The 26,891-nt window shown below is 72.1% G+C and carries 1 protein-coding gene (running past one end of the window); it reads right to left on the bottom strand.

Features of this window, described 5'->3' with window-relative positions; all coding sequences use genetic code 11:
• Nucleotides 1–26,891 carry part of the coding region annotated (locus tag ACFWP5_RS16575; RefSeq protein WP_384156048.1) for a hypothetical protein on the bottom strand (this coding region is incomplete at its 3' end). Its footprint extends 34,377 nt past the window's final position, so 26,891 of the 61,268 annotated nt are shown.

Here is a 26,891-nt window from a genome sequence, read left to right on the forward strand (position 1 = left end):
ATCTCCACCAGCGAACCCACCAACTCCAGCGCCCCGTCCCCCGGCCGCAACGCGAAGGGATCGAATGCCTGCGACCCGCCCGAGGTCTCCCCCACTCCGGCCACCCCGGGCGCGCCGTCGAAGAGCACGGCATGGGCGTCGTCGGTGGAGTTCTCCCATACGTCCGCCTGTGCCTCAAGTCGGGCCAGGGTCTGTGCGGTTCCCTGGGCGAACGTGTCGGCAGCGTCGGGCGCGAGGACCGCGTTGCCGTCGGCCGCGAGGACGCGCAGGGTCTCCAACTCTCGGTCGGCCTCGCTCCAGCGGTCCACGGCCCGGTCGAGCCTGGCGGTGAGGCTCCGCAGCCGGACCTCCTCGCGTCGCACGGAGGTGGTGTCGTGTCGCTGCTGGGAGATCCCGAGCATCAGTCCGTCGATCTCCCCGCGCAGCCGGTGCACAGCGTCGTACCAGGCATGCTCCAACTCGTCGGCGAGGACCAGCAGTTCGGGCAGCATGGCGTCCTGGTCGGCGAGCCGGGCCTCGCGGTACTCGGTCTCCTCGCGGACCGCCGCGTCGAAACTGCGGGACCGGGCCCAGGAGTTGCGGTACAGGGGCGCCATCTCGGCCGGGGTCAGGCCGAATCGGCCCGCGAGAACAGCGGTCTCCGGGCTCAGCGCGCCGGCCGCCGCGGCCGCTTCCACGGTGAGGTCGGGCGGGGCGGAGGTCTTCGGGTCGAGGGTCAGCGGGTCGAAGAAGTGCACCCGTCCGTTGGGTTCGGCCCACACCTGCTGGACCGGCGCACCGTCGCCGTCGAGTACGTCGACGCGAACGGTGGCGTCCGTGTCGTGGGCCAGGTCGCGGGCGAGCAGGTCCAGCGGCTGAAGCAGGCCGACCGTCGTGTCCGGGTCGGCCGGCGGCTCCGCGCCGGGGAGCAGCCGGTCCAGGTGGGCGTGCACGGAGTCGCGGAAGTCGCGGACGAGGCGTTCGTACTCGGCCGGGTCCAGGGGGCCGGCCTCGCCGTCGAGTGACGCCTGGACCTCGTCGAGGGCACGGCGGGCGTCCTGGACGGTCGGGGTGCCGTCGCTCCACCGGGTGGTGTGGGCGAGGCCCTGGGCGAGGTGGGTCTCGGCCCACTCCAGCCAGGCGCGGTGGGCCTGGGCCGTGGCGGCGTCGCGGTCGATGGTGAGGGCCACCGCTTCGGGGGCCCGGCCTCGGGAGTCGGTACGGGCCGCTACGACGTCCTTCGCGACCTCCTGGTAGAGGCGCCAGGGCTGGAAGCCGGGTCGCTGGGAGGCCTCGGTGACGATGTCGGTGAGGTCGAGGACAGGAGCGGTGGCGAGGTGACTCCAGCGGTCGCGGTGGACATCGGGCTCGGCGCGGGTGGCGGCCACCCGGGCGAGGAGTTCGTCGACCTCGGCCTTGTACATCTCGGCGTAGACGTCGCCGGTGATCGGGTCGCTGTGGAAGGTGCCCCGTTCGCCGTCGGACAGGAAGAGGTTGCGTACGTACTTCTCGGCCTCCAGGCGGAACCTGCCGCGCATGCGCACGAGATACATGGGGCCCTGCTGCTTGACGTGCTGCTCGCGGCGGTGTTCCTCGGTCCCCTGGCCGACGAGGCCGGCCGCGGTGATACGGCCGTGGGCACCGCCGGCGTCCTTGATGACGTACGGCGGGATGGTGTTGCCCTGGCTGTCCTGGGCGGGGTTGTGGTCGGCCAGGGGCCCGTAGCCGAACAGGCCGACGTTGGCGGAGGGCCGCAGTCGGTCGGAGCCGTGGGTGACTGTGGTGCCGCGGGCGTCCTTGGCGTAGCGGCCGGTGCCGGAGCCCGCCACCGCACCGAGCACCTGGAGGTCGTAGAGGTCGCCCTTGAGCCACAGCCTCGCGCGGGTCGAGGAGTGGCCGGGGACGAACAGGCCCTCGGAGAGCTGGTAGCGCCGGCCGCCGGTGGCCTCGCGGAGGTGGTTGGTGAGGTGGGTGCGGGACACCAGGGTGGACAGGGCGAGGCTGCCGCGGGTGCGCGCCCGGTCGGCGTTCTCGCCGAATACCCGCCCGAACAGGCGCCTGGCGACGGGCTGGGCGCTGTCGAGGAGCGTGCCCGCGATGTAGGAGTCGCCGGGCAGCGCGGGCAGGGGCCTCAGGTCACGCTCGGGGTTCGACTCGAGTGGCTGCGACTCGGCCAGGCCCTTGGGCACCTGGAGGACCAGGGTGCCTGTCGCCTCGCCCACGTGTGTCTGGGAGCGGGCCGGGTCCATGGAGCGGTACAGGCCCATGAGGAAGTTGTTCAGGGGACGGCCGGCCGTGTCCTCGCGGTTGACGGTGACGGTGACGTGCTGGGGGATCTCGGTGCGGTAGTGGCCGTTGTTGTCGTAGACGGTCTGCTCGGCGGTGATCTCGTGGACCTGGGCGACACCGCGGCTCTCGCCCTGCGCGACTCCCGGGCCGCCCGCGCCGACGACGTCCTGACCGCCGACGGCCAGCTGTCCGGCGTTGAGGCTCTGCCCGGTGGCACGGAGCTTGCCGCGCGACATCTGCGAGGCGCCGTGGCCGTAGTTCTCCAAGCCGTTGTTGGGTATGAAGTCGCCGACCTCGGGCGGGCCGGTGAACTCGGAGGCGATGCTGACGTCGACGTGATCGCCGAGGAGCCAGCCGACGGGGTTGGTGAGGGTGAACCGGAAGCCGCCGGGCGTCAGCACCTCGTCCCAGACGGCGTGGTCGCGGCCCTCGGCGAACATGGCCTGCAGCGCGTCGACTCCGCCCTGGAGGCGGCCGATCCTGCGGCCGTCGGAGGTCCACAGCTCGGGCTCGGCGGCGAGCAGTCCGGGGGCGGCGGCCTCGATCTGGTCCCGCACGAGCTGGAAGGTGGTGACGGGGGGCCGGGGACCGGAGGCGGGATCGTCGTCCGGCTGGTCGTAGGTGATGGCCTCGATGCCGCTGTGCCCGAGGATGCTGCCGCCGTGGTCGCGGCGGCGCAGGTACTCGGGCAGCGGGGCCCGGCCGGGGTCGCGGGGTTCGGGGTCGGACAGGGTCAGCCCGAACTCGGCGAGGAGGTCGGCGCGGTGGGCGGCCTCGCGGACGGGCAGGCCGCCATTGCCGTGGAAGGTCGCGAGGAGCTGGGCGAGGCGTGCGATCTCGGGCCTGTGCTGCTGGGCGGTGGCCGCGTTCCGGCTCCATCGGCGCAGCACCCCGGCGAGGGTGTCGCCGTCGAGGTGCAGCTTGCCCTGCTCCCAGCGGGACATGGCGTCGAGAAGCTGCTCGTCGGGGACGGGTACGGCGCCTGCGGCGTACTGGTGCAGCGCCACCGGCTCCGGGAGGAGGTAGACCATGTCCCGGCCGGTCACGGGCCGGGCCGCGGGGCGGCGGACCGCCGACCCCATGAACTTGCCGCGCTTCTCCTGGCGGCCCCGTACCTGGAAGTCGGCGGTGGTCCGGAAGGCGTAGGCGTGATCGTAGGAGATCTGGACGCGCTCGATTCCGCCGGTGCGGGTGCTGGTGCGGGTCCGGCTCCAGGCCCAGCGGCGGGTGCCGGCCACCTCTCCCTGCACGTAGGTCGCCCGGTTGGCGTCGGGCTGGGCGCCGACCGTGACGTCGGCCTGCGCCCAACCGAGGCCGTTGGTACGGGTGTCGCTGGTCCCGGCGGTGGTCAGCCACAGCTTCACCAGGCCCAGGACGAAGTTGTCGTCGGTGGAGCCGGCGTAGTGGCTGGGGCCCATCTCCGCACGGACGTCGAGAGCACCCGTGGTGTCGTGGACCAGTCCCGGGTCGAAGAACTGGTCGCTGGAGTAGGTGTTCCTGGTGATCTCCTTGAAGTGGGAACGCACCGAGGTCGTGCCGGTGAAGGTGCTGATCTCCTGGTCCGCGCCGCCCTGCGGGCCGACCAGGTCGCGCAGGGCGGTGCGCGCAGCGCCGCGCAGGCCGGTGGTGTCCAGGTAGAACACCACGCCGTTGGAGAGGATCGCCGAGGGGGTGGTCCGGTCGGTCGTCGGGTCGCTGTGCTTGATCCGGCCCAGTGGCATCAGATAGGCGCGGGCGGCCTGCCGCACCCTGATCGGCTCACGCAGGTCGCGGATCCCCTTGCGGATCCTGCCCTGCAGCCCGGAGTGCTGGTAGGAGACACGCGCTGTGAGATCACTCTGGATGTCGAAGGCGTCGACGCTGCCCGGGTGCTCCATCAGGGAGGGCGTGTTGGTGATCCCGGTGACGCTCTGCGAACCGCCGACAGAGCGCCTGAGGTCGACGCCGAGCGCGCTGGCGCGCAGCTGGTGGAAGAGCGCCTTGAAGCGCAGGCTCAGAGCGAGTTCACGCTTGCCGGAGGTCGCGCGGCCCGCGGTGTCCACGCCCATGGACAGGTTGACGGTGTGGTAGTCGTCGGCGTGACCCTGGAATTCGAGCGGGTCGGTCGTGGCCCGTGAACCGCGCAGGTCGATGGTGACCTCGTCCTCGTCGAGATCCATGCCGAGGAAGCCACGGCGCAGGTACAGCTTGAGCGTCATGCCGTCCTGGTGGATCTCGTCGTAGTGGGTCTCCAGGCCGCGGCGGGAGATGAACTTGTCTAGCAGTTCCTCGTTCTCCAGCTGGCTCTCCCGCTTGGCGGCGTGCGACCACCAGCGCCGATGGGCGAGCGGACTGACGTCCGACGGAGGCAGGAAGCCGCGGGTGCGCAGTTCGGCGGCGATCCGCTCACGCAGTTCCCGTACGGCGGTCTCGGATATCTCGACCAGGCCCATGCCGACGCCCTTGCCCGCGGCGACGTAGTCGGGGGCTGTGGGGGTCGGGGTCCCGGGGGCCGGCTGGGTGAGGCCGTTACGGAGGGTCGTGGTGGCGTGCGGAACGACGACGGGCGGGCCGACGGGCGTCACCAGCATGCTGTTGGGCCGTGGCGTTCCGGGCGGCAGGGGCCTGGCGTTCTCCAGCTTGGCGCGGCGGTCGGCGATACTGCGCGCCCGCTCCAGGTCGGCGGCGGCCGGGTATGCGTCGGAGTCGGCGGCCTCGGTGCTCGGACCAGGGGTGGGGGTGCTCGGGCTGGAGACGGTCGGGCTGAGGACAACCGGGCTGGAGACGGTGGCCGACGGGGGGACCACGGCCGCCTGGTCCACGGGCAGGCCGTGGTCGAACGCCGCCCGCTCCTCGGCCCGCAGCAGCGCCCGGCCGGGCACCCCGGTCGTCGTGCGGACCCCCCTCCCGAGGACGGAGACGCTCGCGTGGTGGAGGAAGTTCATGTGGTAGCCGTTGGTGTGGTTGTCGGTGCGCGGCACGATCACCCACAGACCGGTGCGGCCGGCGCTGTCGGTGTCGCTCGTCGACCAGGTCATGCCGGCGGTCAGCTGGACGGCGAGACCGGCGGCCGGGTTCGAGAAGGGCAGCGGCAGCACGTCGAACTGGGCCTGGATGGGCGTGACCGTACTGGAGTTGGTCATGGTCTGGCTGCCACCGGTGCCACGCACGCCGGTGCGAACGTTCTCGATGTGGGCGGTCTCGCTGGTCGCCCCGACGCGCGCGGGCACGCCGCCGACGTGAAGTGAGTGGAGGTTGATCTGTGCGACGGTCCGCCCGTGGGCGTCGTGCAGGCCCAGGGGGTAGCCCTTGATGTTGTTGACGGCCTCGTCGAGGTGCGTGTCGAGGTCCCAGAGCTTGTGCACGAGCTCGTTGTACGGGGCGGAGCCCAGCGCCAGGTCCAGTCCCTCGGCGGAGAGTTCGGCGAGGACGTTGTCCAGCAGGACCGGGAGGTTGGTCAGGCCCGAGGCGAAGAAGGTGTCGGGGATCGTGATCCCGCCCTCGCCGTCCCGTACGACCTGCTGCGGGGCCGTGTCCAGATACGCCTCGGGCACCTGGAGGATGAGCCGCTGCGCCGGATCGCCGGACACCGTGTGCGGGGTGATGGTGTCCCACGACTGGTCGGTGCCGGTGCGCAGGCGCACGGACCAGTCGGCGGTGTAGGAGAGCAGGTCGTGCGGCGAACGGTTGTCCTCGACATGACCGCCCTCGGCGTCCTCGACAGTCGTCGTGGAGCGGTCGATGCCGACGCGGCCGGAGACGGAGGCGCCAAGGCGCAGCACGGGCACGACGGGCCCGACGCCGATACCGAAGCCGAAGTTGATGCCGAACGGCATCCGGAACGCCGAGGTGGAGCCGGAGTGGGTGCGGGCGTGGGCACCGGTCATGTAGGCGGCGTTGATCGTGGCCGTGGCCCGGAACTCGTCGGGGCTGGCCGGAACCAGCAGGGCCGGATCGGCCGGGTCCATCGGCACGGTCGGGTCCACGGACGGGCCGGGCGGAAGCGGGGAGACGAGGGGGACGGGCGCGAGGCGGTCACGTCGCTGGGAACGCTCGCGCCGGAGATCAGCCACGTCCTCGGTGTCGTTGTCCTCGGCGATGGTCGGGAGGGCGGGGCCGCGTGAGATCGGCGCGGGCCGGTCGTAGGAGCCCTCGGCGTTCGTCAGGCGGTGCGGGTTCCGCGGGTCCAGGGTGAGCAGCATCTCCAGGCCGCGCCCGAAGCCCACCAGCAGCCCCGTCGTCTCTTCAGGGTCGTCGCCGGGCACCAGATAGCGGTAGTTGGCGACCAGGGACTGCGGCAGACGGTCCCACGTCGACTCGGGGACGTCGTGGCCGGCGTTGGCGGTCAGCACCCGCAGGTCCGCGATGAGCTGGCCGAGGTGTGGCAGGCCGGAGCGCGGTACGCCGACGCTGCGCACCATCGGGTCGACCTTGACCGGGGTCAGCGGGCGCAGGGGGCGCGAAGGAGCCTGCGAGCGGGGCGCGGAGGCCCGGGGTCCGGTCTGCCTACGGACCCGGGATGTCCGGGTCAGGTCAGCGGCGGTGTCCCCGTTCTCGACCTCGTCCTCGTTCTCGTCCTCCCCGAGGCCGTCGGGGCTCGCCGTGGTGGGCGTCGTGGGGCGCCGGACCAGCATGTGCACGGTGTCCGTGTCGTCGCCCGCGTAGAGGTGCAGGCGGATGTCATCCGTGCCGTCACGGAAGGTCCCGCTCTCCTCGTCGTGCGCCGGCTCGCCGACGGTGGCGATCACCGGCTGCCCCCACTCGACGGCCAATGCCTGGGCGACGGGCGCGGCCTGGGCCATGGTCAGCACCGGGATCCGCTCCGGGGCGTGGTTGACGAGGACCGAGGCCAGGGCGGCCGGTGACACCCACCGGCCGCGGTGGACAAGGCCCCGGCCCGCGACCGCGCCGAACACCGCCACGGTGTTCTCGGGCAGGTGGGCGGGCAGAGCGAGGGCGCCTTCGTCCGACAGGGGCGCGTAGGCGTCGTCGGACTCGGGCAGCCACATGGCCGTGACCCGGCCCTGGTCGTCTCTCGCCAGGCGGACGCCGTTGATGAGGTCGTCGACCAGAGCGGGTTCCAGGCCGGCGCGATCCGCCATCGATGGCTCGTCCGGGCGCGGTGAGGCGGCGGACTGCTGGGCCGCGGCCCGCTCCTCCGCGAGCATCGACTCGAACCGTGCCATCAGTGCGTCCGGTTCGATGCGGACCCAGTCCTGCAAGATACGGCGGTCCTGGTCCAGGCGGGCCTTCGCGGCACTCACCCGGACCACAGAGGACGACAGCGGGGTCGGGGCTGCCGAGCCGAACATGTCTGCGCGTTCGTGCTCCTCCGTCACCTGGGCGGCCAGACGCTGATGGTGCAGGTAGGAGGCGTGGAAGCGCGACCAGGCGACAGCCCGGGTGGTGGGCCTGCCCGAGATGTCCGTGCGCGGCGGCTCGATGTCCGCGGCTTCTTCCTCCAGCACCTGCGCCCAGCCCCGAGGCTGGGCCGGGCTCTCCAGCTGGGCCAGCAGGTCAGTGCCGGTCGGCGGCCGGGACGGCGTGTCCAGGATCGCCGGGCGCAACTCGCCGACGTAGCGGGCGGATTCAGTCCGCTCCCCGGCCTCATCGGGCGCGGAGGGCGTGATGAGTCGGCTGTCCCGGTCCGCGTCGATCGAGGCGAGGACGTCACCGGGCGCCGGCGGCAGGGTCATGTCGCCACTGAGCCGGTCCAGCCATCGGACCCGGCCGGCGACGTTCACCGCGTACAGCGACATGGGGCGGCGCGGAACGCCATCACCCGTAGGCGCGTCCTCGGCCAGGACCAGGGACCAGGAGCCGGGGCCTGAGGTGCGCAACTGCTGCTCCAGCGCCGCCACGGAGTCGGCTGCGCCGGTCGGCCAGACGCGCATCGCCGCGACGATGCGTCGCGCCGCCGAGTCCGTGTCGACGTCGACCGGGGTGGTCTGGGCGAGCTGCCTTGCGGTGCGCGGGGCGGCTCCGGCGGTGGACGACCGGTCCGGCTGTGCGCCTGCTGCCGCCAGCTTCTCAAACCAGCGGATGAGGCTGCTGACGTTCATCCCGGGTCGCGGGCCCACGACCCGCTCCACGGGCGCGGGTTCGGCCTCGGGGAGAGGTGCGGCGGCGGCCGGGGGCACCAGTACGGCACCCGACGGCGTGGGGGAGGTTCCGGTCAGGCGGGCGTGGGTTTCCGCCAGCTCGTCGGGGTGCGTGTCGAGGCGGCGGCGCAACGCCTCGTCGCTCGTGTAGAGGTCGTAGAAGGTCGTGTCGTCACTCTGCAGCAGGTCGAGCAGGCCGGGGACGAGGAGGAGTGAGGCGGGCTGGGCGTGGTCGTTCGTCCAGGCCTGCGCCAGGGCGGGCTGGTTGACGAGCGCGTCCAGAACCGAACGCAGCATCGCGTGCTCGGCGTCGGACTGTGCGGCGTCCCCCGACCCGTAAGCGTCCAGGAAGCTGTCCGCCCAGCTGCCGTCGTCGTCCTGTGCCAGGGCCGCAGTGGTGCGCTCCGGAGAGGCCGCCATGCCCGCGAACAGCGTTTGGGCGGCCTCGTGGATGCCGTCGGGGACGAACTCCGCCGTGGGGTCCTGCTCGCCCGCGACCTCCTCGATCTCGCTCTCCTCGGCGACGGCGTTCAGGAGGCGGCCGTTGAGGGTCTCCCAGGGGCGGCGGAGCACCCGCTTCGCCGTGGGGGCGGCGAGCGGGGTGCCCGCGGCCGCCTGGCGGAGCGCGCGCGCCTCGGCCACCTGCCGGACGGAGTCGACCAGCAGCGGAAGGTCCTCGACGGCCTCGATGCCGAGCGGGCCCGGCCTCGGGTCGCCGACATGCCCGCGCCACACGTAGTCGTTGCTGTTGCGTGGACGGGACAGCGACTCGGCGTAGCCGACGAAGTCGACCATGCCGTCATCGGCCAGCACCCAGGTGCCGGAGAGCCCGGAGGTGCCACCGTCCACGTGCTGGTGCACGGCGGTGTTGACGGCGTAGCCGCGCTCGCGCGGTCCGGAGGTGCCGTCGGCGAGCCGGCGCAGGACCGCGAGCAGGTCACCGGAGGGATCGGTGTGGCCGAGCGAGCCCGCGAGGTACAGGCGCCCGCTGTGCACCCAGGTTTTCGGGTCCAGCGGGTTGAACGCCGCCTTGCGCTCGCGCACGGCCTGAGCCTCGGTCTCGTACCGCGCGATGCGGCGGTCGGCGGCACGGTCCCAGACCTCCAGCGCGGCCTGTTCCAGCCACGTGTAGTAGGGCGAGTCGAGGTGAATGTCGCGCAGGGTCTGCCAGGCGGCGAGATCCTCCCGGGGGTGCTGCCCCTGGTGCTGCGCGAGGTACGACGTGAAGGTGTGCTCCACGACGCGGTCGGGCGCGGCCAGCAGCTCCTCGGCGAGCCCGCTGTTGGCGGCGAGCAGTACGGCCAGTTCGGGGTGCTCGGTGAGGGCTGCGGCGAGCACCGGCTGCTCCAGCAGTTCGAGCAGGCCGGGCTCGGCGTCGATGGCGGCGAGCAGGCCGGGCCGACGGGCGCGCAGCAGCGACCGTACGGCGCTGTCGGGCTCCGGGGTCTCGGCGGCAGCCGGTGCCGTCGGGGCCTCGGGAGCCGTGACGCCCGCGCCGGGGTCCTCGGTGTCCGGTGTCACCCCGGCCGGTGTGGCCTGCGGGGCGGGACGCGTGGACGTGGTGGCGCGCAGGCCGGCGAGCGCCGCGGCCAGCGCCGGTGCCCCGGCTACGGGCAGTGCCGGATCGGCGGTGAACAACTGCCGTAGCTGATGGGGGAATTCGCGCTCGTCGGCCACGCTGCGCAGGCCGGGTTCACCCAGGATCGTGCCCAGTAGACCCGGTGTCTCGTCAAGGAGGGACATGGTGTTGCCGTTGGCCAGCAGGGAGCGCAGTTCGGCCGCGGTCGTGTCCGTCGGCACGGCGCCCGGCCGCGCGAGTTCCTCGGCGACCGAGGGACGGCGTTCCAGGGCGTTTCGGACCGTCCGGGAGCCGGGGAGCAGCATGACGTCCACGAGGCGCGGCACGGACAGCAACGCCCTGCCGGTCTCCGTGTCGTCGTTGATCTCGGTGCTGACGGCCCGGCTGCTCCGCATCGCGGCGACGAGTTCCGGCCGCTGGACGAGGGCGGTGCGCAGGGTGTCGGAGCGGGTCATGCGGTTTACCACGGCGGGCTGGGTGCGCAGCAACGCCACGAGGTCGGGCTGGGCCGCGAACGCGCCGACCAGGCCGGGGTGGTTGCGGAGCAGGTCGTGGACGTCGGGGTTCGCCAGCAGGTCCCCCAGGGCGGGAGCGGCGGTGAGGGCCGCGATCAGGGCGGGGACCTGGCGGGCCGTGGCGAGCAGGGCGGGGTCGGCGAAGAGCCGCTCGGCCTGCTTCGGGTGAGCGGCGAGGGCGTCCAGGAAAACCTCGTCGGTGAGCAGGGACCGTACGGCCGCCGCGTCGGACAGGGTGCCGGGGTGCGCGTTGAACGCCCGGGCCAGGGCGGGGGTGCGGGTGATCCGGCCGAGCAGTTCGGACTCCGCGACGAGGGTCTCGCGCAGTGCCCGGTGGGCGAGCAGAGCCGTGAGGACCGCCGCCTTGTCGCCGCGCGTTCCTGGGCGCCCGGTGTACTCGTCGAGCGCGTCGAAGAGCGGACGAGCCAGCCGCAGGGTGGTGACGGCGGCGGGGTTCTCGGCCGCGGCCACCCCGACGCCGGCACCGGTGTCGAACATGCGCCGCAGGGCCGGTTCCTGCATGTAGGCGGCCAGCATGTGCAGACTGCCCACGGCCTGCATCAGCTGCGGTTTGTCGATGAACTTGCCCTGGAAGGAGGGCATTTGCAGCATGATCCTGGAGAGGAGCTCGGAGCCGAGTGAGAACTCCAGGAAGAACACGCCGTCGGTGCGCAGAGCCCGGGTGACGTCCTGGTTCTGGGTAACGAGCAGCAGCACGTTCGCGGGGCCGAGCAGGTTCGCGAGGGCAGGCCTGCGGCGCAGGGTCGGGACGAGTTCGGTGTTGTGGACGAGGGCCGCCGCGAAACGCCGGTCCTCGCGCACCAGGGTCGCCACGGCGGGGTTCGCGGTGGCGAGTCGCAAGGCGTCCTGGAATCGCGGGTCGGGCGAGGCGGTGTCGAAGGCGGCGGGACCGGCGTCGAGGGCGGCGATCAGGGTCGCCTGGAGGTCGTCGTCGCCGGGGTGAACGGCCATGCCGTCGGCGTCGAGCGCCGCGGGATACGCCTCGACGAGGTGTCGGAGGCCCCGAGGTTCCTCCGCGAGGCCGGCGACCGCGGCCGGATCGGCGACCAGAAGGTTGCGGAACCCGGGCCGGGCGACCGCGTCCGCGAGCCGATCGCTCTCAAGGAGTGTCTGGGCCACGGCGAGACCGTCGGGGGTGGCCAGCGCGGCGAGGAGTTCCGGATCGTCGAGCAGCCGCGCCCAGTGCACGACGGTGCCGTCGATGTCGGCGAACTGCTGGAGCAGTTCGAGCAGTTCGGGGCGCGAGAACAGCCGCTGGAAACGCTCCGGGGTGGCCTGCGCCATCGATCCGAGGACCGAGTTGAGGTGCACGGCGCGGACACCCGCGCCGTCGGCGGCGCGCAGCAGGCCGAGGTCGAGCCCGGACTCCTCGATGAGGTCGATGAGGACGGACTTGTACATACCGGTGGTGTCGGTCCACTCGCCGTGGGCGACGGCCTCCAGGTAGCCGGGCACACGGCGCAGCCGGGTGACTCCGGCCGGGTGGGCGCGGACCTGCTGCACCAGTGCCGGGTTGCGTCGGGCGGCCGCGGCGAGTTCCGGGTCACGGGCGAGGAGGCGCTCCAGGTTCCGCAGGACCCGTGTTCCCTCAGTGGTGGAGAGCAGGTCGTCGAGCAGCCGTTCGTCGTGCAGGACGACGGTCAGGACGCCGGGTGCCAGCAACGGGGCCCCGGCGGGCGTGGTGAGCAGTTCCAGCAGCTCCGGGTGGCGTTCGATCAGGTCCCGGTACTCGTGCGGGTGGGGCAACAGGTCGGGGTTCAAGCGCAGCGCCGCGTCGAGCGCCGCGAGCACCGGCCTGTCGTACGGCGGGTTCGCGGCCAGCAGCGGGCCCACGACAGGGTGCGCGGCCAGCCGGGCCGCGGCAGTGGCGGCGGCGCGGCCGGCGGCCGGCGGCGCCGGGGGCGGGGTCAGTCCGTTGAGCGCCGTCAGCAGCCCGTCGCGGTCCGCCACGGCGCCGAGGTACCGGTCGAGGGCGGTGGGGTCGGTGGACAGCGCGACGCCGACGGCCGGGTTGGCCGCAGCGGTCCGCAGCAGTTCACGGTCGTCGGCGAGGACGGCGGCGAGTTCGGGGACACCGGGCAGGACCTCGGCGAGCAGCGGCTGGGAGGACAGGAGGCCGAGCAGTTCCTCGGGGTCGGGCCCGTGGACGTAGGCCCGAAGCAGAGCCGGTGTGCCGATGACCGGCCCCGCCAGTCGGAAGTGCCGCTCCAGCCCGGTGATGCGGTCCGGGTCCAGGAACAGGCCGGCGAGGACGTCGACATCGGCGAGGCTGTGCCCGTGCACGCTGAGGGCCTCGCCGACGGCCTCGCTGATCGCGAGGCGGCGCAGCGAGCCCTCGGCACTGCGCAGGGACTTGGCCACCACGTCCGAGCGCTGGGCCGGGCGCAGCAGGACCGGCCCCTGGAGCAGCTCCACGATCTCCGTCATGTCCGCGTCGAAGTACTCGACGAGCTGGGGGCTGGTGAACAGCGCCTTCAGTTCCTTGGGTTGACCCTCCAGCCAGTCCAGCAGCTCCGGGGTCTCCAGCATCCGCTTCAGGCCCTGGGAGACCGGCCCGCCCCGTTCCTCGCCGTCGAAGCGATCAACGAGCCACTCCAGTGACCCTTCGGCGGCACCGTCGTCCGCGCGGGCGGCGGTGAGCAGAGTCAGCACCTCCGGGCGGGACGCCATCTCGGAGACCAGTGCCGGATGGTCCAGAAGTACGGGGGAGACCTCGCCCAGCCCGTTCAGCCGCTCCAGCACCTCCGGGGCGGCGAGGAGCGAACGCAGGTGTTCGAAACGATTCTCGATCAGTTCCGTGGCCACGGCGGGGTTGCGTGCCAGGTAGTCGGCCGCGAGGTTGGCGTCCCGTGTGCTCAGCGGGGATCCGGTGGTCCGTTCGTAGGCGTCGAGGCCCGCGCCCGCGAGACGGGCGGCAGCAGCCAACTGAGGCCTGCCCATACCGAACTTGAGGTGCTCGGGCAGGCGCAGCTGAGCGGCGGCGGCGACGGCCGACAAGGGTATCAGCCCAGTGAAGGCGGACGCGTCGTAGCCGGGCGGCGATGCGGCGTAGTCGGGCGGTGGGGCGATCGGCGCCTGGGAGGTGGAGGCCCCGGGAGTCGAGGTGCCGGGGGTGGCCGACGCCGAGGCCGCCGTACTGCTCACGGGGGCCTTATTGGCCTTCTTCTTTTTTCCTCCGCCGGGCAGGCGCAGGGCCAGAGGCGCGGCGTCCAGGGATGCGAGGTCGACGCCCGACTGGTTCAACAGAGCGTCGGTCCAGCGCTGTTGTGCCTCCAGGCCGCGGCGTACGGAAGCGCTCGTGCGCGGCGGGAGCACGGGCCTCGACCGCGGGGCGGTGGACGCACCGGCGAGCCGCTTCCCCGGAGCCGGGACGCCAGGCGCTGTCTCCTCCAGCCCGGCGAGGTCCGCCTCCAGTAGGCGGCTGTGCTTCAACAGGGCCTGGACGACGGTGTCCCGGTCGGAGGCCGGGTCGAAGACGGGCGCCAACGGGTCCTGTGCGAGGAGACTCTCGGCAGCACGCTGCTGCCTGGCGGTGAGGGCCTGCTCCGCCTCGACGGTGCGGCCCTTCCCCGCACGGGACGTGCGCGGCAGGGGTCGTGCGATCGCGTCCTCGCGCTCCCAGAAGGCCCCCAGGCCTTCATAGGCATCCTGTTCGCGCTCATACGCCGCGACCGGGTTGGGCCGCTGGTTCTTGGGGCCGGTCTGCGCGGACAGCCCGGCACCGACGACACTCTTCAGCACCTCCGCGGTGGCGGTGGAGACGACATTGGCCAGCGCTTCGCTGCCGTTGACGCGCGGCTGGCCGGTGTAGGGGTCGGTGCCAGCGTTGGCAGCCAGGTGGGCGACGAGCACTTGCGCGCCCAACTCCGCGACGCTGAACCCGGCGTAGGGGCGGGCCGGGTTGCCGTTCAGGTCCACGGCCGGGCCGTCGGGCCAGACCGCGTCCTTGCCCAGCGCGCTCAGCCGGTCGAACTCCCGCCGGAAGAACTTCCGTTGACTCCCCTTCATACCGAACTCGACGATCAGGTGGGCGAGTTCGTGGAGGACGGCTGAGTAGCCGTCGTCCTGGTGCTCGCCGTCACCCACGGCCGTACGGCCACCTGAGAGGTTCTCCTCGGCGACCACCACGATGCCCGCCGAGGCCAGCAGCGCGCCGCGCACGCTGTCCCAGGTGCGCCCAGATCCGTCGTCGAGCGCCACCCCGGCCAAGTGCCCGAACTCCGGCAGGTCGGTGAGACGCTGGTCGGCGCCCAGGACCCGGACCCGCATGCCCGAGGCCAGTACGCGTCGTGCGGTGGCCGGCACGCCGAGCAACTGCGCCGCGAGAAGGCGTACTTGGTGGACGGCCTGGAGCGGTTCGGCGGCCCGGGTGCCGTGGTCCACCAGGAGGAAGGCGGCCAGCTCGGCGAATTCCGCGGGGGTCACTTCCTGGGCCAGGGCCGCGAGGGTCGCCCGCCCCTCGGCACCGGCACGCCAGGCCGCCCGCTGAGAGTCCGCCAACGCCCCGAAGGCGTTCAGGCGTTCCTGCCGTGTTGACCGGACCAGCAGGTCCACGTCCAGGCCCCACCTGATGGGAGCGGCGTCGGTGGGGGCGGCGGGGGCTGCGGGGGCGGGCAGTGTGTGGGGGATCGCGCCGAACGGCAGCGCACCGACGACCCGCGTGGCAGGCGGGGCGGCGGCGAGGGCCTCCGGACCGGAGTCGTCGGAGTCGTCGTCCTCGTCGTGGCGGGTCGTGTTCCCCGCGGGCTCCCACTCGTCGAACTCACCGAAGATCTCGAACTCCGCCGGGCGGACCAACTCCGCTTCCTCGAACTCGTCTTCGGCCCGGGTGAACATCTGGCGGGCGCCGTCGAGCGACTGCTCTTCAAGGGCGGCGGCGGAGAGAGGGTTGCCGACGGTGTATCCGAACTCACGGAGGGGGCCGAAGTAGCGCTTCACGATCGGCACCAGTTCGGGGTAGTTGCGACGCACCCAGGCCGCACCGTTGTTCTTGATCTCCTCGGTGTGGGGATCAGGGCCGACCGCGTGCCCCTTCGCGGCCGCGACGATCTCTGCCCAGAACTCCTTGTCGTTGCCGGCCGAGTAGTTGGGCTTGCTGACCCCCGACGGGCTATTGGCGTCGGGCACCACGTAGCGTCCGCCCGGCCATCTGCGCGGCAGAGTCCGAGCGGCAGCGGCGAGAGCGACCGGATCGCCGACGAACGGTGCCAGCACCGCCGCGTCCTCGCGCCAGGACCGCTCGTAAGCCGCCGCGACAAGGGCACGCTCCCGCGCGGTCATGAGGGGGTGGACCATGTGCGTGAACTCATGGGTGACAACGACTGAGGTCTTGAAGAAGATCTCGCGTGTGACCATGGGCATCGCACCACGCAGGGTCTCCTCTGCGACGACGACAACCTGGGGATGCCGAACGAAGTACACGTGACGGGTGTCCTGGTCGGGCTCCCTTCGATAGCGCGACGGGCGCAGATCGAGAGTGCGCTTGTCCCTGGGGACCACGATGATCCGCTGACCGGTGTTCAGGAGCTGCAGCGTCACAGCACGATTGGCGAGCACGTTGGCCAGGTGCCGTTCCACCTCACGCCGTGCGGTCACCGGGGCGTGGAGACCCTCCGTGGCGATCGCGGCGCCGTCGGGAACGTCGACGAGCAGCTTCGCGGTGACCCGGACGAAGTCCATGTGGCCGAGGGAGACCGCGAGTTCGGCGGTGAACTCCTCGTCCAGGGCCAGCCAGCGCCGGTGTGCGGGCTCCAGGTAGGTGAGCATCGCGAGACGCTCGTCGGGATCGGCGGCCAGCAACTCGGCCTTGAGCCAGGTGGACAGCACCGGCCGGGCCACCGGGTAGGACAGGGATCGGGCGTACATCTCCGAAGGGTTGAATTCCTGCCACAGCCGAACGTAGCCCTCGTCAAGGCTGACGGTGACCGCGACCGGGGAGGAGAGGGAGCTCGCCTCTGCGGGATCCGGGCTGGGCACGTCTCGCGGTGCCTCCGCGCTCTTGAAGAGCCAACGGACGCCGAAGTCGGCGATCGTCATCTGCCTCAATTCCGACATGACCATCGGGACCAGGCTGTTGACCACGTTCCGGGCGCGCACTCCCGCAAGACCGTCGTCGCCCCAGCCGCGCACATCGACAGTCGGGAAGTCCGTGGCCCCCTGGGTCCGCCAGGCGGCGTAGGCACGGGCGATCCGGCGGGCGGTGTCCTGAAGTTCGGCGTCTGCGCCGGCATCGAGGTCGTACTCGCCTGAGTTCGCCCACAGGACGGTCGTCGGCAACGCCATCTCGAACGTGCCCTGGGCTGCGTAGGAGGGCAGCGGGGTCTCGGCGGAGACGGCCTGCGGTCCGTCCCAGGTGCGGACGAAATCCTGGCGGACGCGGTGCAGTCGCGGCAGGTCCTGGTGGCCCCAAGCACGCATTCGGCGCTCGGACACCCGCAATTCGGTGATCGCGGCACGGGCCTCGACGAGGGCCGCCCGCCACTGCGCCGCGGTCGGCGGAACCGGCGCGTCACGCCGGTCGTGCTCCAACTGGGAGACAGCGGCGCGGGCCGTGTCGTGACGCAGGGTCGCGTCCGTCCATTTCAGCCAAGCGGCCTGCCGGGTGTCGGCACCCTCGGGCAACGGCTGCCCGTGCAGCGGGTATCCGGGCACCGCGTCGTTCTCCAGCGCCTGCCGCCATGTCTGGGCCCGGTCCGTCACCGGGCCGGGCGTCGCTACGGCGGTCTGCGCGACCGGAGTCGGCTGCACGATGCCTGTGGCGGGCGCGACGAGTGCCGGCATGGGTGCGGCGAGCGGGCGGGAAACCGGCTGCGCGGCGCGCCGCTCGCGCAACACGCGCCCCTGGGCGACGAGTTCACGCGAGCGCCTCAGCTCGGCGGGTTCCTGGCCGTACTCGTCCTCCAAGGCCGTCAGCGACAGGGCGCCCTTGCTGGCCCGGCCGCCATGACCCTCCCACGTGTAGTCGTTGCCCCGGGAGCCACCGCGGTCGTAGGCCACCGCGTAGGCGTAGATCGCCACCCGGCCGCGAGCGGTGAGCACCGCGGCGAAGGACACTCCGTGACTGCCGCCGGCCACATGCGCGTGCAGCGCGGTGTTCGCCCAGTACACCTGGTCCTCAGGGCGTACCGTCCCCGAGGCCAATGACTTCAAGACCCGGGGCAGATCGCCCGGCAGCGTGTCCAGGTTCTGCTTGCTCAGGTCGCCGCCGAGGACGATCGCCTCGTCGAAGCCCTCGGTGTCCGTGTCGAAGTACGTCCAGGTCTCGGGCTTCGTCGGCTCGAACCGGCGGATCAGGTCGGACGCCTCCGTCTCACGGGCCGCCTCAGCAGCCGCGAACTCCACCTGCGAGCGGCGCCATGCGGAACGGGCGTCTCGCAGATACCAGTCGTAGTAGGGGGCCACCAGCTCCAGACCGCGCTCGGTGAGGAACGCGTTGACGTCGGTGATGTCCTGCGAGACCCGGCCCACGCCACGCAGATAGTGCGCCAGGGTGTACCGCGGCACCAGCGAGGGGTCGGCGATCAGCTGCTCGGCCAGACCGGGCAGCCCCGCGAGCAGCGCCGCCAGTTCCCCGTGCTCACGCACCGCGTCGGCGAGTACCTCGGTCTCCAGGAGTTCCGGCAGGCCAGGTTCGGCGGCCACGGCCGCCGCGAGCGCCGGATCGCGCTGCCGCAGCAGCGTCGCCACGGGGCCCGCCGGGTCCGCGGGTGCCGACGGTCCCTGTGAGTCACTGGTGCCGGAGCGGTGCGGAGCCCGCTCTGCACGTCGCGCCGAGGCCGCCTCCAACTCCGCCAACTCCGCGTCCACCCGCGCGGACAAGGCGTTGGTGTCCGCCCGCACCACCTCCGGGTCACGGTCGGCGAGGTTCTTGAGCGCGTCGGCGGCCCCCTCCCTGAGCAGCAGGGCACGCAGTTGGGCCAGCTTCAACACCCGCTCCGTCAGGGACGGGTGGGCGTCGAGCAAGGCGACCAGCGGTCGCCGGCGCAGCACCGCCCGGAACTCGTCGCGCGTGAGCGTGGCGCCCTCGCTCGCGGCCAGCGCGCCCGTCAGTGCCGGGTTGCGTTCCAGGACCCCGAACACCGTACGGCTGCCCGGCTCGGCGAGCAGTGGCGCCAGGGCCGGAACGGCGCGCAGAGCACGGCCGAGATCGTCGTCCTGCACCAGCAACTCCCCGAGCCGGGGCGTGCGATGCAGGGCATGGACCAGTTCGGGACGGTTCTGCAGGATCTCGATCAGGCCCCGGCCGGCGTCATGCTCCGTCAGTTTCTCGACCTCACGGTGCAACGCCTCCAGCAGCATGGGCTGAGTGCGCAGGATCGTGCTGAGCTCCGGTGTCCGGATCAGCGTTCCCGCCAGCTCGGGGTGCTTGCGCAGGAGCGGGTGCGCCAGGGGCACCGTGGTCAGCAGCGACTGGAGCGCTTCGTCACGGGCAAGCCCGAACAGCAGTTCCGGGGCGTACAGAACCGTGTTGAGACGGTCGAGGGCACCGAACGCGAAGTCGGCGGCGCCCGGATTCTGTTCAAGGGCCTCCGTGAACGCCTGATCAGTGATCATGCCTGTGACCTCGTTGAGACCACCGATCGTCGGGTGGGCCTTCAGGGCGCGGGCCAGGGTGGGGCGCTCGGCCAGGAGAGCGATGAGCTCCGGGTGGGTGTTGGCGGCCAGCGGGAGCCAGTTGTGGGTGAACAGCGCGCGGACGAGGTGGCCGGCGCCGGGGTGCTTGATGTGGCGGCCCACCTCCGCGACCGCCGACCGCAGATACATCAGGCGCATCGCGAGTTCGGGCCGGGCGGCGATGATGCCCGCGACGTCCGGGGCGACGCGGATGATCTGCCGCAGCACCGGCTCGGCACGGTAGATGTGGGCCAGGGCGGGGGTGGCGAGCAGCCGGCCGAGCTCGGGGTTCTTCTCGACCCGCTCCGCCAGGTAAGGGGTGTCCGCGAGCAGCCTCGGCAGGTGGTCCGGTTCCGCCTTGAACTCCAGGTAGAACCTTGCGTTCGTCCGCAGGGCCCTGGCGACACCGGGATTCTCGCGCAGCACCCGGCCCGCGTCCGGGTGGTCGAGGTCGTTCAGCATGTCCACGAGGTCGGTACGCACCCGTAGCGCGGGCAGCAGTTCCCGGTTGTGCAGCAGCCGGCTCGCGAGCCCGGTGTCCTCCTCGACTGCCGCCCGCAGACCGCGAACCGAGACGATGCCCCGCAGCACCCACTGCAGGCGGTCGGAGAGTTCCCGCTCCTGCTGCGGCGCGTCGGCCGTGGAGGTCGGGGCGACTGCCTGGAGATAGCCCTGCTGCCAGGCCCGGTCGTTCAGGTCCAGTACCTCGTCGACGGCACTCTGCGGCCTCGACAGCACCGAGCCGAGCGCGAGATTGAGATCCACGGCATGGATGTCGAAGCTCCGGCCCTTCTCGTCCATGTCCGGATGGCCGGAGCTGAGGATGTGTTCCCCGACGGGACCGGTGTCCCCGGGGTGGTCCGCGACGAGTTCGTCGAGCAGCCGGAACTCGCCGGGATCGGCCAGGGCCGCCACCAGGGCCGGGCGGGCCAGCAGGTCCGCGAGGAGGTTCCCGTCGGCGAGGAGTGCCTTCGCGAGCGGGCCCTCGGGGTCGCCGGCCAGTGCGCCCAGCAGGGCCTGGTCGTCGAGCAGGCGGGCCCAGTGCCGGGTGCTCAGCGGCAGGTACGGGGACTTGCCCAGGCCGATGGTGAAGGGGAGGTTGGCCAACAGGTTGGCCAACCGCTTCGGGTAGCCGTAGACGGCGTCAGCGGCACGCGGGTTGCCGAGGAACACCCGCAGCGCGGCGCCGTCCCCGCCTGCCAGGTCCTGGGGCGTGATCTCGCCCTCTTCCATCGCTTCCATCAGCTGCGGCAGCCGCATGGCTCCGATGAGCCCCCGCTCGTCGTTCATCAGCGACTCGAGCAGACCGGGGATCCGTATGACGCGCTCGATGTGCTCCTCGTTGTTCACGAACGTCTCGGCGAGGAAACGCGAACTCCGCAGCCGCTCCACGATCCGCGTGTCCGTGGACACACGGCCGAGGATCATCTTCAGTGACGGCCCGCGTTCCGCGTGCTGCAGCGTCCTGTAAAGGCGCGGCTGGGCGAGGACGGCGCTCAGCACACCGGGCTCCAGCAGCGCTGAGGGCGTGCCGTCGGCCGTCGGCAGCAGGTATGCGAGCAGCCAGGGCTCGTCCCGCAGGAGTCTGCGGTACTCGTGCGGATACGTCAGCAGGTCCGGGTGGTCCGCGAGGACGGCCGTCGCGGCCGGGTCTTTGAGCAGCGGTCCGATGAGCCGGGTACCGGCGGGGTGTCGACCGCCCGCGGGGATCGTTTCCCGCAGCATCGGGCCGAGCACCGGGTGGGCGTTGAGCCTGACCATGGGCTTGGCACCGGGTGCCGGCGGTACGGCCTCGGGTGCCGGTACGGCCGCGACGCCGCTTACGGCGTCCTTGAGGGCCGTCGGGTCCGAACCCGTCGGGCCGTCGCTTCCGTCGCCGATCAGGCCGTCCAGCAGCGTCGGGTCCGCGGAGAGCGCGAATGCGAGCGCGGGATTCCCGTAGGCCGCGGCGAGCAGCGCCGGATCGGCGGCGAGCGCCCGGGCGACGCGCGGGAGGTCGACGATGACCTCGGACAGCAGCGGTTGCCTGTCCATGAGCCGAAGCATGTCCTCGGCCTGGGTGCTGTCCCCCACCCCGAGGTTCACATAGGCGGCACGGAACTCCGCGTGCCTGGCGAAAACGCGCGTGTGGAGCGGGTGACGCTCCAGCGCCTCCAGGTGTCCCGCGCTCCTCAGCAGTCGCGCGACGATCCCGGGGTCGTTCAGAGCATCGGCGTGGTTGTGCAGTTCCATCACGAAGGAATCGCCGAGAGCCAGCCGGTGCGCGGTCAGAGAGTCCGGTATGGAGCCGACGATCGACATGATCCTCGGGACGTTCGACATCGCGTCGAACAGATGTCCGTGTTGTCGGATCCTCTCTACGGCGGACCAGTCGCCGCTGAAGTAGTAGGCGGCCTCGGGATGACCGACGTACCACGCCAGCATGGTGGCGTCGCGTTCGAGAACCTGGAGCTGACCGTGGTCGGCGAGCAGCATGCGCAGGCCTGTGGCGGCAGGACCCTGCGGATTCGACCGGACGACGGTGCCGAGTGCGTCCAGGTTGTGGACCGGGTCGCCGCCTTCCGAGGCCGCCCGCCCCAGCTGACGCAGCAGCGCCGGGAACTCCGCCATCGCCGGGACGAGTTCGGGGTGGGAGACGAGGAGCGCGCTCGTCTGGTTGAACTGGTTGACGACACGCATGACCTCGGGGTGCTCGGTCAGGCGGTCGAAGTAGGACCAGTTCGCACGGTCGGCCTGCTGCCTGGCGCCGGGGTTGCGCAGCAGATGCAGGGCGACGAGTTCGAGGTCGGCCTTCGGCAGGCCGCCGCCGCGGTGGCGCTCGTACAGCGAGGCCGTCTGGGCGACGCGCGCCACGGTGACCGTCTGGTTCCCCAGCGGAAGGTCAGGCGGAATGACGCGGCCGGCGATCTCGCGCAGGACCGCGTTGTCAGTGAACGACCCCATAGTCACGGGGAGTTGATCGCCGCGGCTCGGCCCGGCGGCGGTCTCGGGCGCCTCCTCGGCACCGCTCGCGTTCCCGTCGCCCTCACCGGCGGGCTTCTTTTTGGGCGCCTTCTTCTTCTTTCCCCCGCCGGGCATTCGGCCGTCGGGCTCCTTGGTGTCGAACCTCTCCGGGGCCTCGCCCAAGGCACGGATGCCCCGCTCCAGCCACTCGACGTCCGCTTCGGCATGGTCCACGAGCAGTTCGAGCGTCGGCCGGTTCAGCGCCTGACGGCGCGTGGAATCCGCGACCCGGTCCTGTGAGCCGGCTTGGTCCTCCAGGTCCTCCAGGTCCTCCAGTTCGGCCAGTCGCTCCAGCGTCGCGGCCCGCAGGCCCATCAGCGTGGCCGCCCGGTCGCCTGCCGTGTCGTAGGGATCCGTCAGCGCCTCGGGGCCGACGGCGGGGTCCGGCCGGCCCAGCAGCGGCGGCGTACGGTCTGCGAGCTTGCCGAACCGCCTGGCCTCCCGTGTCTCCGCCGATGCCTGGGGTGCCGCGAGGGGGCGGACGGGCTGGGCGCGACGCTGTTCGCGCAGGGCCCGGCCCTGTTCGACGAGGGCACGCGACAGGCGCAGTTCGGGTACTTCCCGGCCGTCCGTCTGCTCGATGGCCGCCAGCGGCAGGGGGCCGGGGTGGGGACGGCCGTGGCCCACCCAGGCGTAGTCCTTGCTGCCACTGGCACGGCCATGGGCCACCGCGTAGGCGTAGATCGCGACCCGGCCGCTCGCGGTCAGCAGGGTCACGAACGACACCCCGTGGCTGCCCTTGGCGACATGGGCGTGGAGCGCCACGTTCGCCCAGTGCGCCTGGTCCTCCGGACGGCGTCGCCCCGACGCCAGCGCCTTGACGACCTGGGCCAGGTTGCCGTCCAGGCTTTCCAGGGTCGTCCCGGTCAGGTCGCCGCCGAAGACCACCGCCTCGTCGAAGCCCTCGGTGTCGGTGTCGACGTGCACCCATGTGCTCGGGTTGATCGGGTCGAACCTCTCGATACGCTCTCGGGCCTGCTCCTCCCGCACCGCCTGGGCGCGGGCGAACTCCTCCTGGGAACGGCGCCAGGACACGCGCGCGGCCTGGACGTACCAGTCGTAGTACGCCCCCTGCACCAACAGGCCGCGCGTCTCCAGGAACTCGTTCACATCGGTGATGTCGTGCGTGGTGCGGCCCGCGTCGCGCAGGTACCGCGTCAGCGTGAACCGCTCGATCACGGTGGGATCCGCGATCAGCCGCTCGGCCAGGCTCGGCACGGCCGCCAGCAGCACCGCCAGCTCCTCGTGCTCCTTCACCGCTTCCGCCAGCACGGACTGCTCCAGCAGCTCCGCCAGCCCGGGCTCCGCCGCCACGGCGAGCGCGAACGCGGGGTTGCGCCGGTGCAGCAGCGCGGCCACGGTCCCCGGCGCCGGCCCCGTGGGGTCGACCCGGGTGGCACGCCGAGGCCCCTCCTCGCCGCCCGCCGCCTCCGGCTCCGCAGCGGCACTCGACGCCGCCCGCACGACCGGCGCCGCACGGCGTGCCGCCTCCGGCGACTCCGCGGCCACGCGTGCCGCGAGAGACGCGGTGTCCAGCGACAGCACCGCGGCATCGTCCACGGCGAGCTGCCGCAGCGCCGTCGCGGCACCGTCCGTCAGCAGCAGCGCGCGCAGTTCCCCGTCCGTCAACACCCTTGCGGTGAGCGCGGGTTGGGCTTCGAGGAGACCGGCCAGCGCACGAGAGCGCAGTACGGCGGCGAGGTCCTCGCGGGTGACGGTGAGACCGGTGCTCTCCGCGAGGACCCCGAGCAGGGCGGGGTTGCGGCGCAGCGTGGCCAGCACGGCACGGCTGCCGGTCGAGGCAAGCAGCGGCGCGAGCGACGGCACCGCGCGGACCGCGCGTCCGAGGTCCGAGTCCTCGACCAGCCACTCCCCCAGGTGCGGAGCGCTGTGCAGCGCCGTCACCAGCTCGGGGCGGTCCACCAGCCGGTCCAGGAGCCCGTTGCCCGCACGCCCCTGCGCCGACTCGGCGGTGTCCGACTCCAGGGAGTCCAGGACCCCGGGCTGGGTGCGCAGCACGGTGCTCAGCTCGGGCTGCCCGATCAGTGCGTCCGCGACCTCGGGACTCCGCCGTAGCAGCACATGGGCCACGAGCGTGGCGTCCAGCAGGGCCCGCAGGGCCACGTCGTGCGCGAGCGCGGGCACGAGTCGGGGCACGGACAGCGCGGTGACGAGGTGGTTGGTGCCGACGAAGAGGTACTCCGCGGCGCCGGGGTGCGCCTCCAGAGCCTGGACGAAGTCTTCGTCGGTGATCAGCGACCGCAGCAGGTCGTGGTCGTCGATACGGGGCTGGGCACGCAGCGCCCTGGCCAGCGTGGGACGGCCGGCGACCGTCGCGGCGAGCGCGGGCTCCGCGGTCAGCAGTGAGCGCAACTGCGGCTGGGCGAAAGCCGCTTCGAAGAGGTCGGCGGCGCCGGGAGCCTCCTCCCGGGCGAGGCGGCTGAACTCGTTCAGCAGCGGCCGCGCGAACTGGAACTGGGCGATCAGTCCCGGGTCGGCGGCGACGATGGCCGCGACGGCGGGCGCCGTACGGATGACCTGCCGAAGTGCGGGTTCTCCGAGATAGACGCCGGCCAGGTGCCCGTCGGCGAGGAGACGTCCCAGCTCCGGGTTCTCCGCCACCCGTTCCGCGAGATACGGGATGTCGACCAGCAGCACCGAGAGGTGATCCAGCGCCGCGCGGAACTCCAGGTAGAAGTTGCCGTGCGTGCGCAGCGCCCTGACGACACCAGGGCTCTCCCGCAGGAGCCGTCCGGAGGACGGGTATACCTGGAGGTCCAGCAGGTCCACGAGATCAGTGCGCGCGCGCAGCGTGGGCAGCAGTTCCCGGTTGTAGAGCAGGTGGCGCGCCAGTCCCGGGTCGTCCTCCACAGCGGCCCGCAGGCCGCGCACCGACAGGATGCCCCGCAGCGCCGCCTGTAGCCGGTCGGACTGCTCGGGGGTATCCGGCTCCTGCCAAGTGCGGTCGTCCGTGGCCAGCAGTTCGTCGATCTCGGTCTGCGCCAGCCTCAGGACCTCGCCGATCTGGCTGCCGAGGCGATTGGAGGCAGTGTCGCCGCGGATGCCGTCCTCGTCGATGTCCGGTTCGCCGAAAGCGGTGAAGTACGCGGCGAACGCGCCTGGGTCGTCTACGTCGTCGTCGACGGCCTCCATGATCATGTCGAGTTGGTCGGGATCCTCCCTCAGCTCCTTCAGGAGGTCAGGGCGGGCCAACAGGTCCGCGAGGCGGTCTCCGTCCTCGATGATCAACGCAGCGGCGAGATCCATGTTCGCGTCCGCGTCGAGCATGGCCAGCAGGCTCTCATCGTCGAGCAGCCGTACCCAGTGACGGGTGCTGAGAGGAAGTTTCGGGGCATCTCCCAGAATCTCGACGAGTCCGACGTGCGCGATCAGATGGGTGAGCCGCTCCGGGTGGCCGTAGACGGCGTCGGCAGCCCTCGGGTTTTCGAGGAACACCCGCAACAGCGCCCCATCGTGGCCGATGAGGTCGGCCACCGTGATGTCGCCGTCCTCCAGCGACTCCATCAGCTGGGGCAGCCGCAGGGCACCGACCAGCGCGCGCTCGTCGACCGCCGACGACTCGACCAGTCCGGGCACCCGCATCACCCGCGACAGATACTGGGGATGGCCGACGAAGAACTCGGCGAAGTAGCGCGAACTACGCAGCCACTCGACGATACGCGCGTCGGCGGAGGCGGTACGGAGCTCAGCCAGAAGGCGCTCCGTCGTCCGCGAGTCGACCAGCTCCGAGGCGAGGCGAGGCTGGGCGACGACGGCGCGCAGCACCCCCGGCAGCAGCAGCGTCGACGGCTGACCGTCCGCAAGGCGCAGGAGAGCGAGCAGCGCGGGGTCGCGCAACAGGGCCCGGTACTCGTGCGGGTGGACGAGCAGGTCCGGGTGGTCCACAAGGGCCGCCATCGCGCCCGGGTCCCGCAGCAGGGCGGCGGAGAGCGGCACCGTGGCCGCGGACCGCCCGCCGGCCGGGGCAGCGCCCGCCGCGGGAGCCGGCGCGGCGACGCGTTCGCGCAGCACCGGGCCCAGGACAGGATGTGCGGCCAGGCGCATAATCGGTAGGGCGCCCTCGGCAGGCGCGGGGACCACCGGGGCCGGCACGGGAGCGGCGGTCCTGAGTGCCTCCCTCAGAGCCTGCGGATCCGGACCGGCGGGACCATGACCGCCGTCGCCGAGCAACCCGTCCAGGAGCGTCGGCCGCTGCGAAAGCGCCTGCGCGAGCCCGGGGTTGCCGTAGGCGTCCACGAGCAGTGTCTCGTCGGATGCCAGCGCCCGGGCCAGGCCCGGCACCGTGACCAGCAGCTCGGAGAGCGTCGGCTGCTGGTCCATCACGTCCAGCATGCGCTCCGTGTCCTGGACGGCGCGGTCGCGCTGCGCCACGTACGCGGCGAGGAGTTCAGGGTGTGCGGCAATGGCGCTCAGATGCCGGGGGTTTCTCTCCAGGGGCCCGATCAACGAGCTGTCCTTGAAGAGACGTGCGAGTACGTCGACGGAGTAGCGGTCGTCGGCGTACCGGCGAAGTTCCAGCAGCAGCGGCTCGCTGAGCGCCAGCCGTTGCGCGGTGTGCCCCACGCCGGTCGCGCCGACGGCCTCCAGGATCCTCCCGTTCGACATCGCCTCGTACAGGCCGGGGTGCGACCGCGCGTCGTCGAACGCGGTCCAGTTGCCGGCGAAGTGATGGGCGGTCTGGGGACGGGTGAGCAACCAGTCCAGGAGGTCCGGGTCGCGCTCCAGGTCTTCGAGGTAGTCAGTGGAGCGGAGCAGCTCGGTCAGGCCGCGGGCCGCGGGGCCCTGCGGATC

The organism is Streptomyces sp. NPDC058469 (assembly GCF_042721125.1).
Lineage (GTDB): Bacteria > Actinomycetota > Actinomycetes > Streptomycetales > Streptomycetaceae > Streptomyces.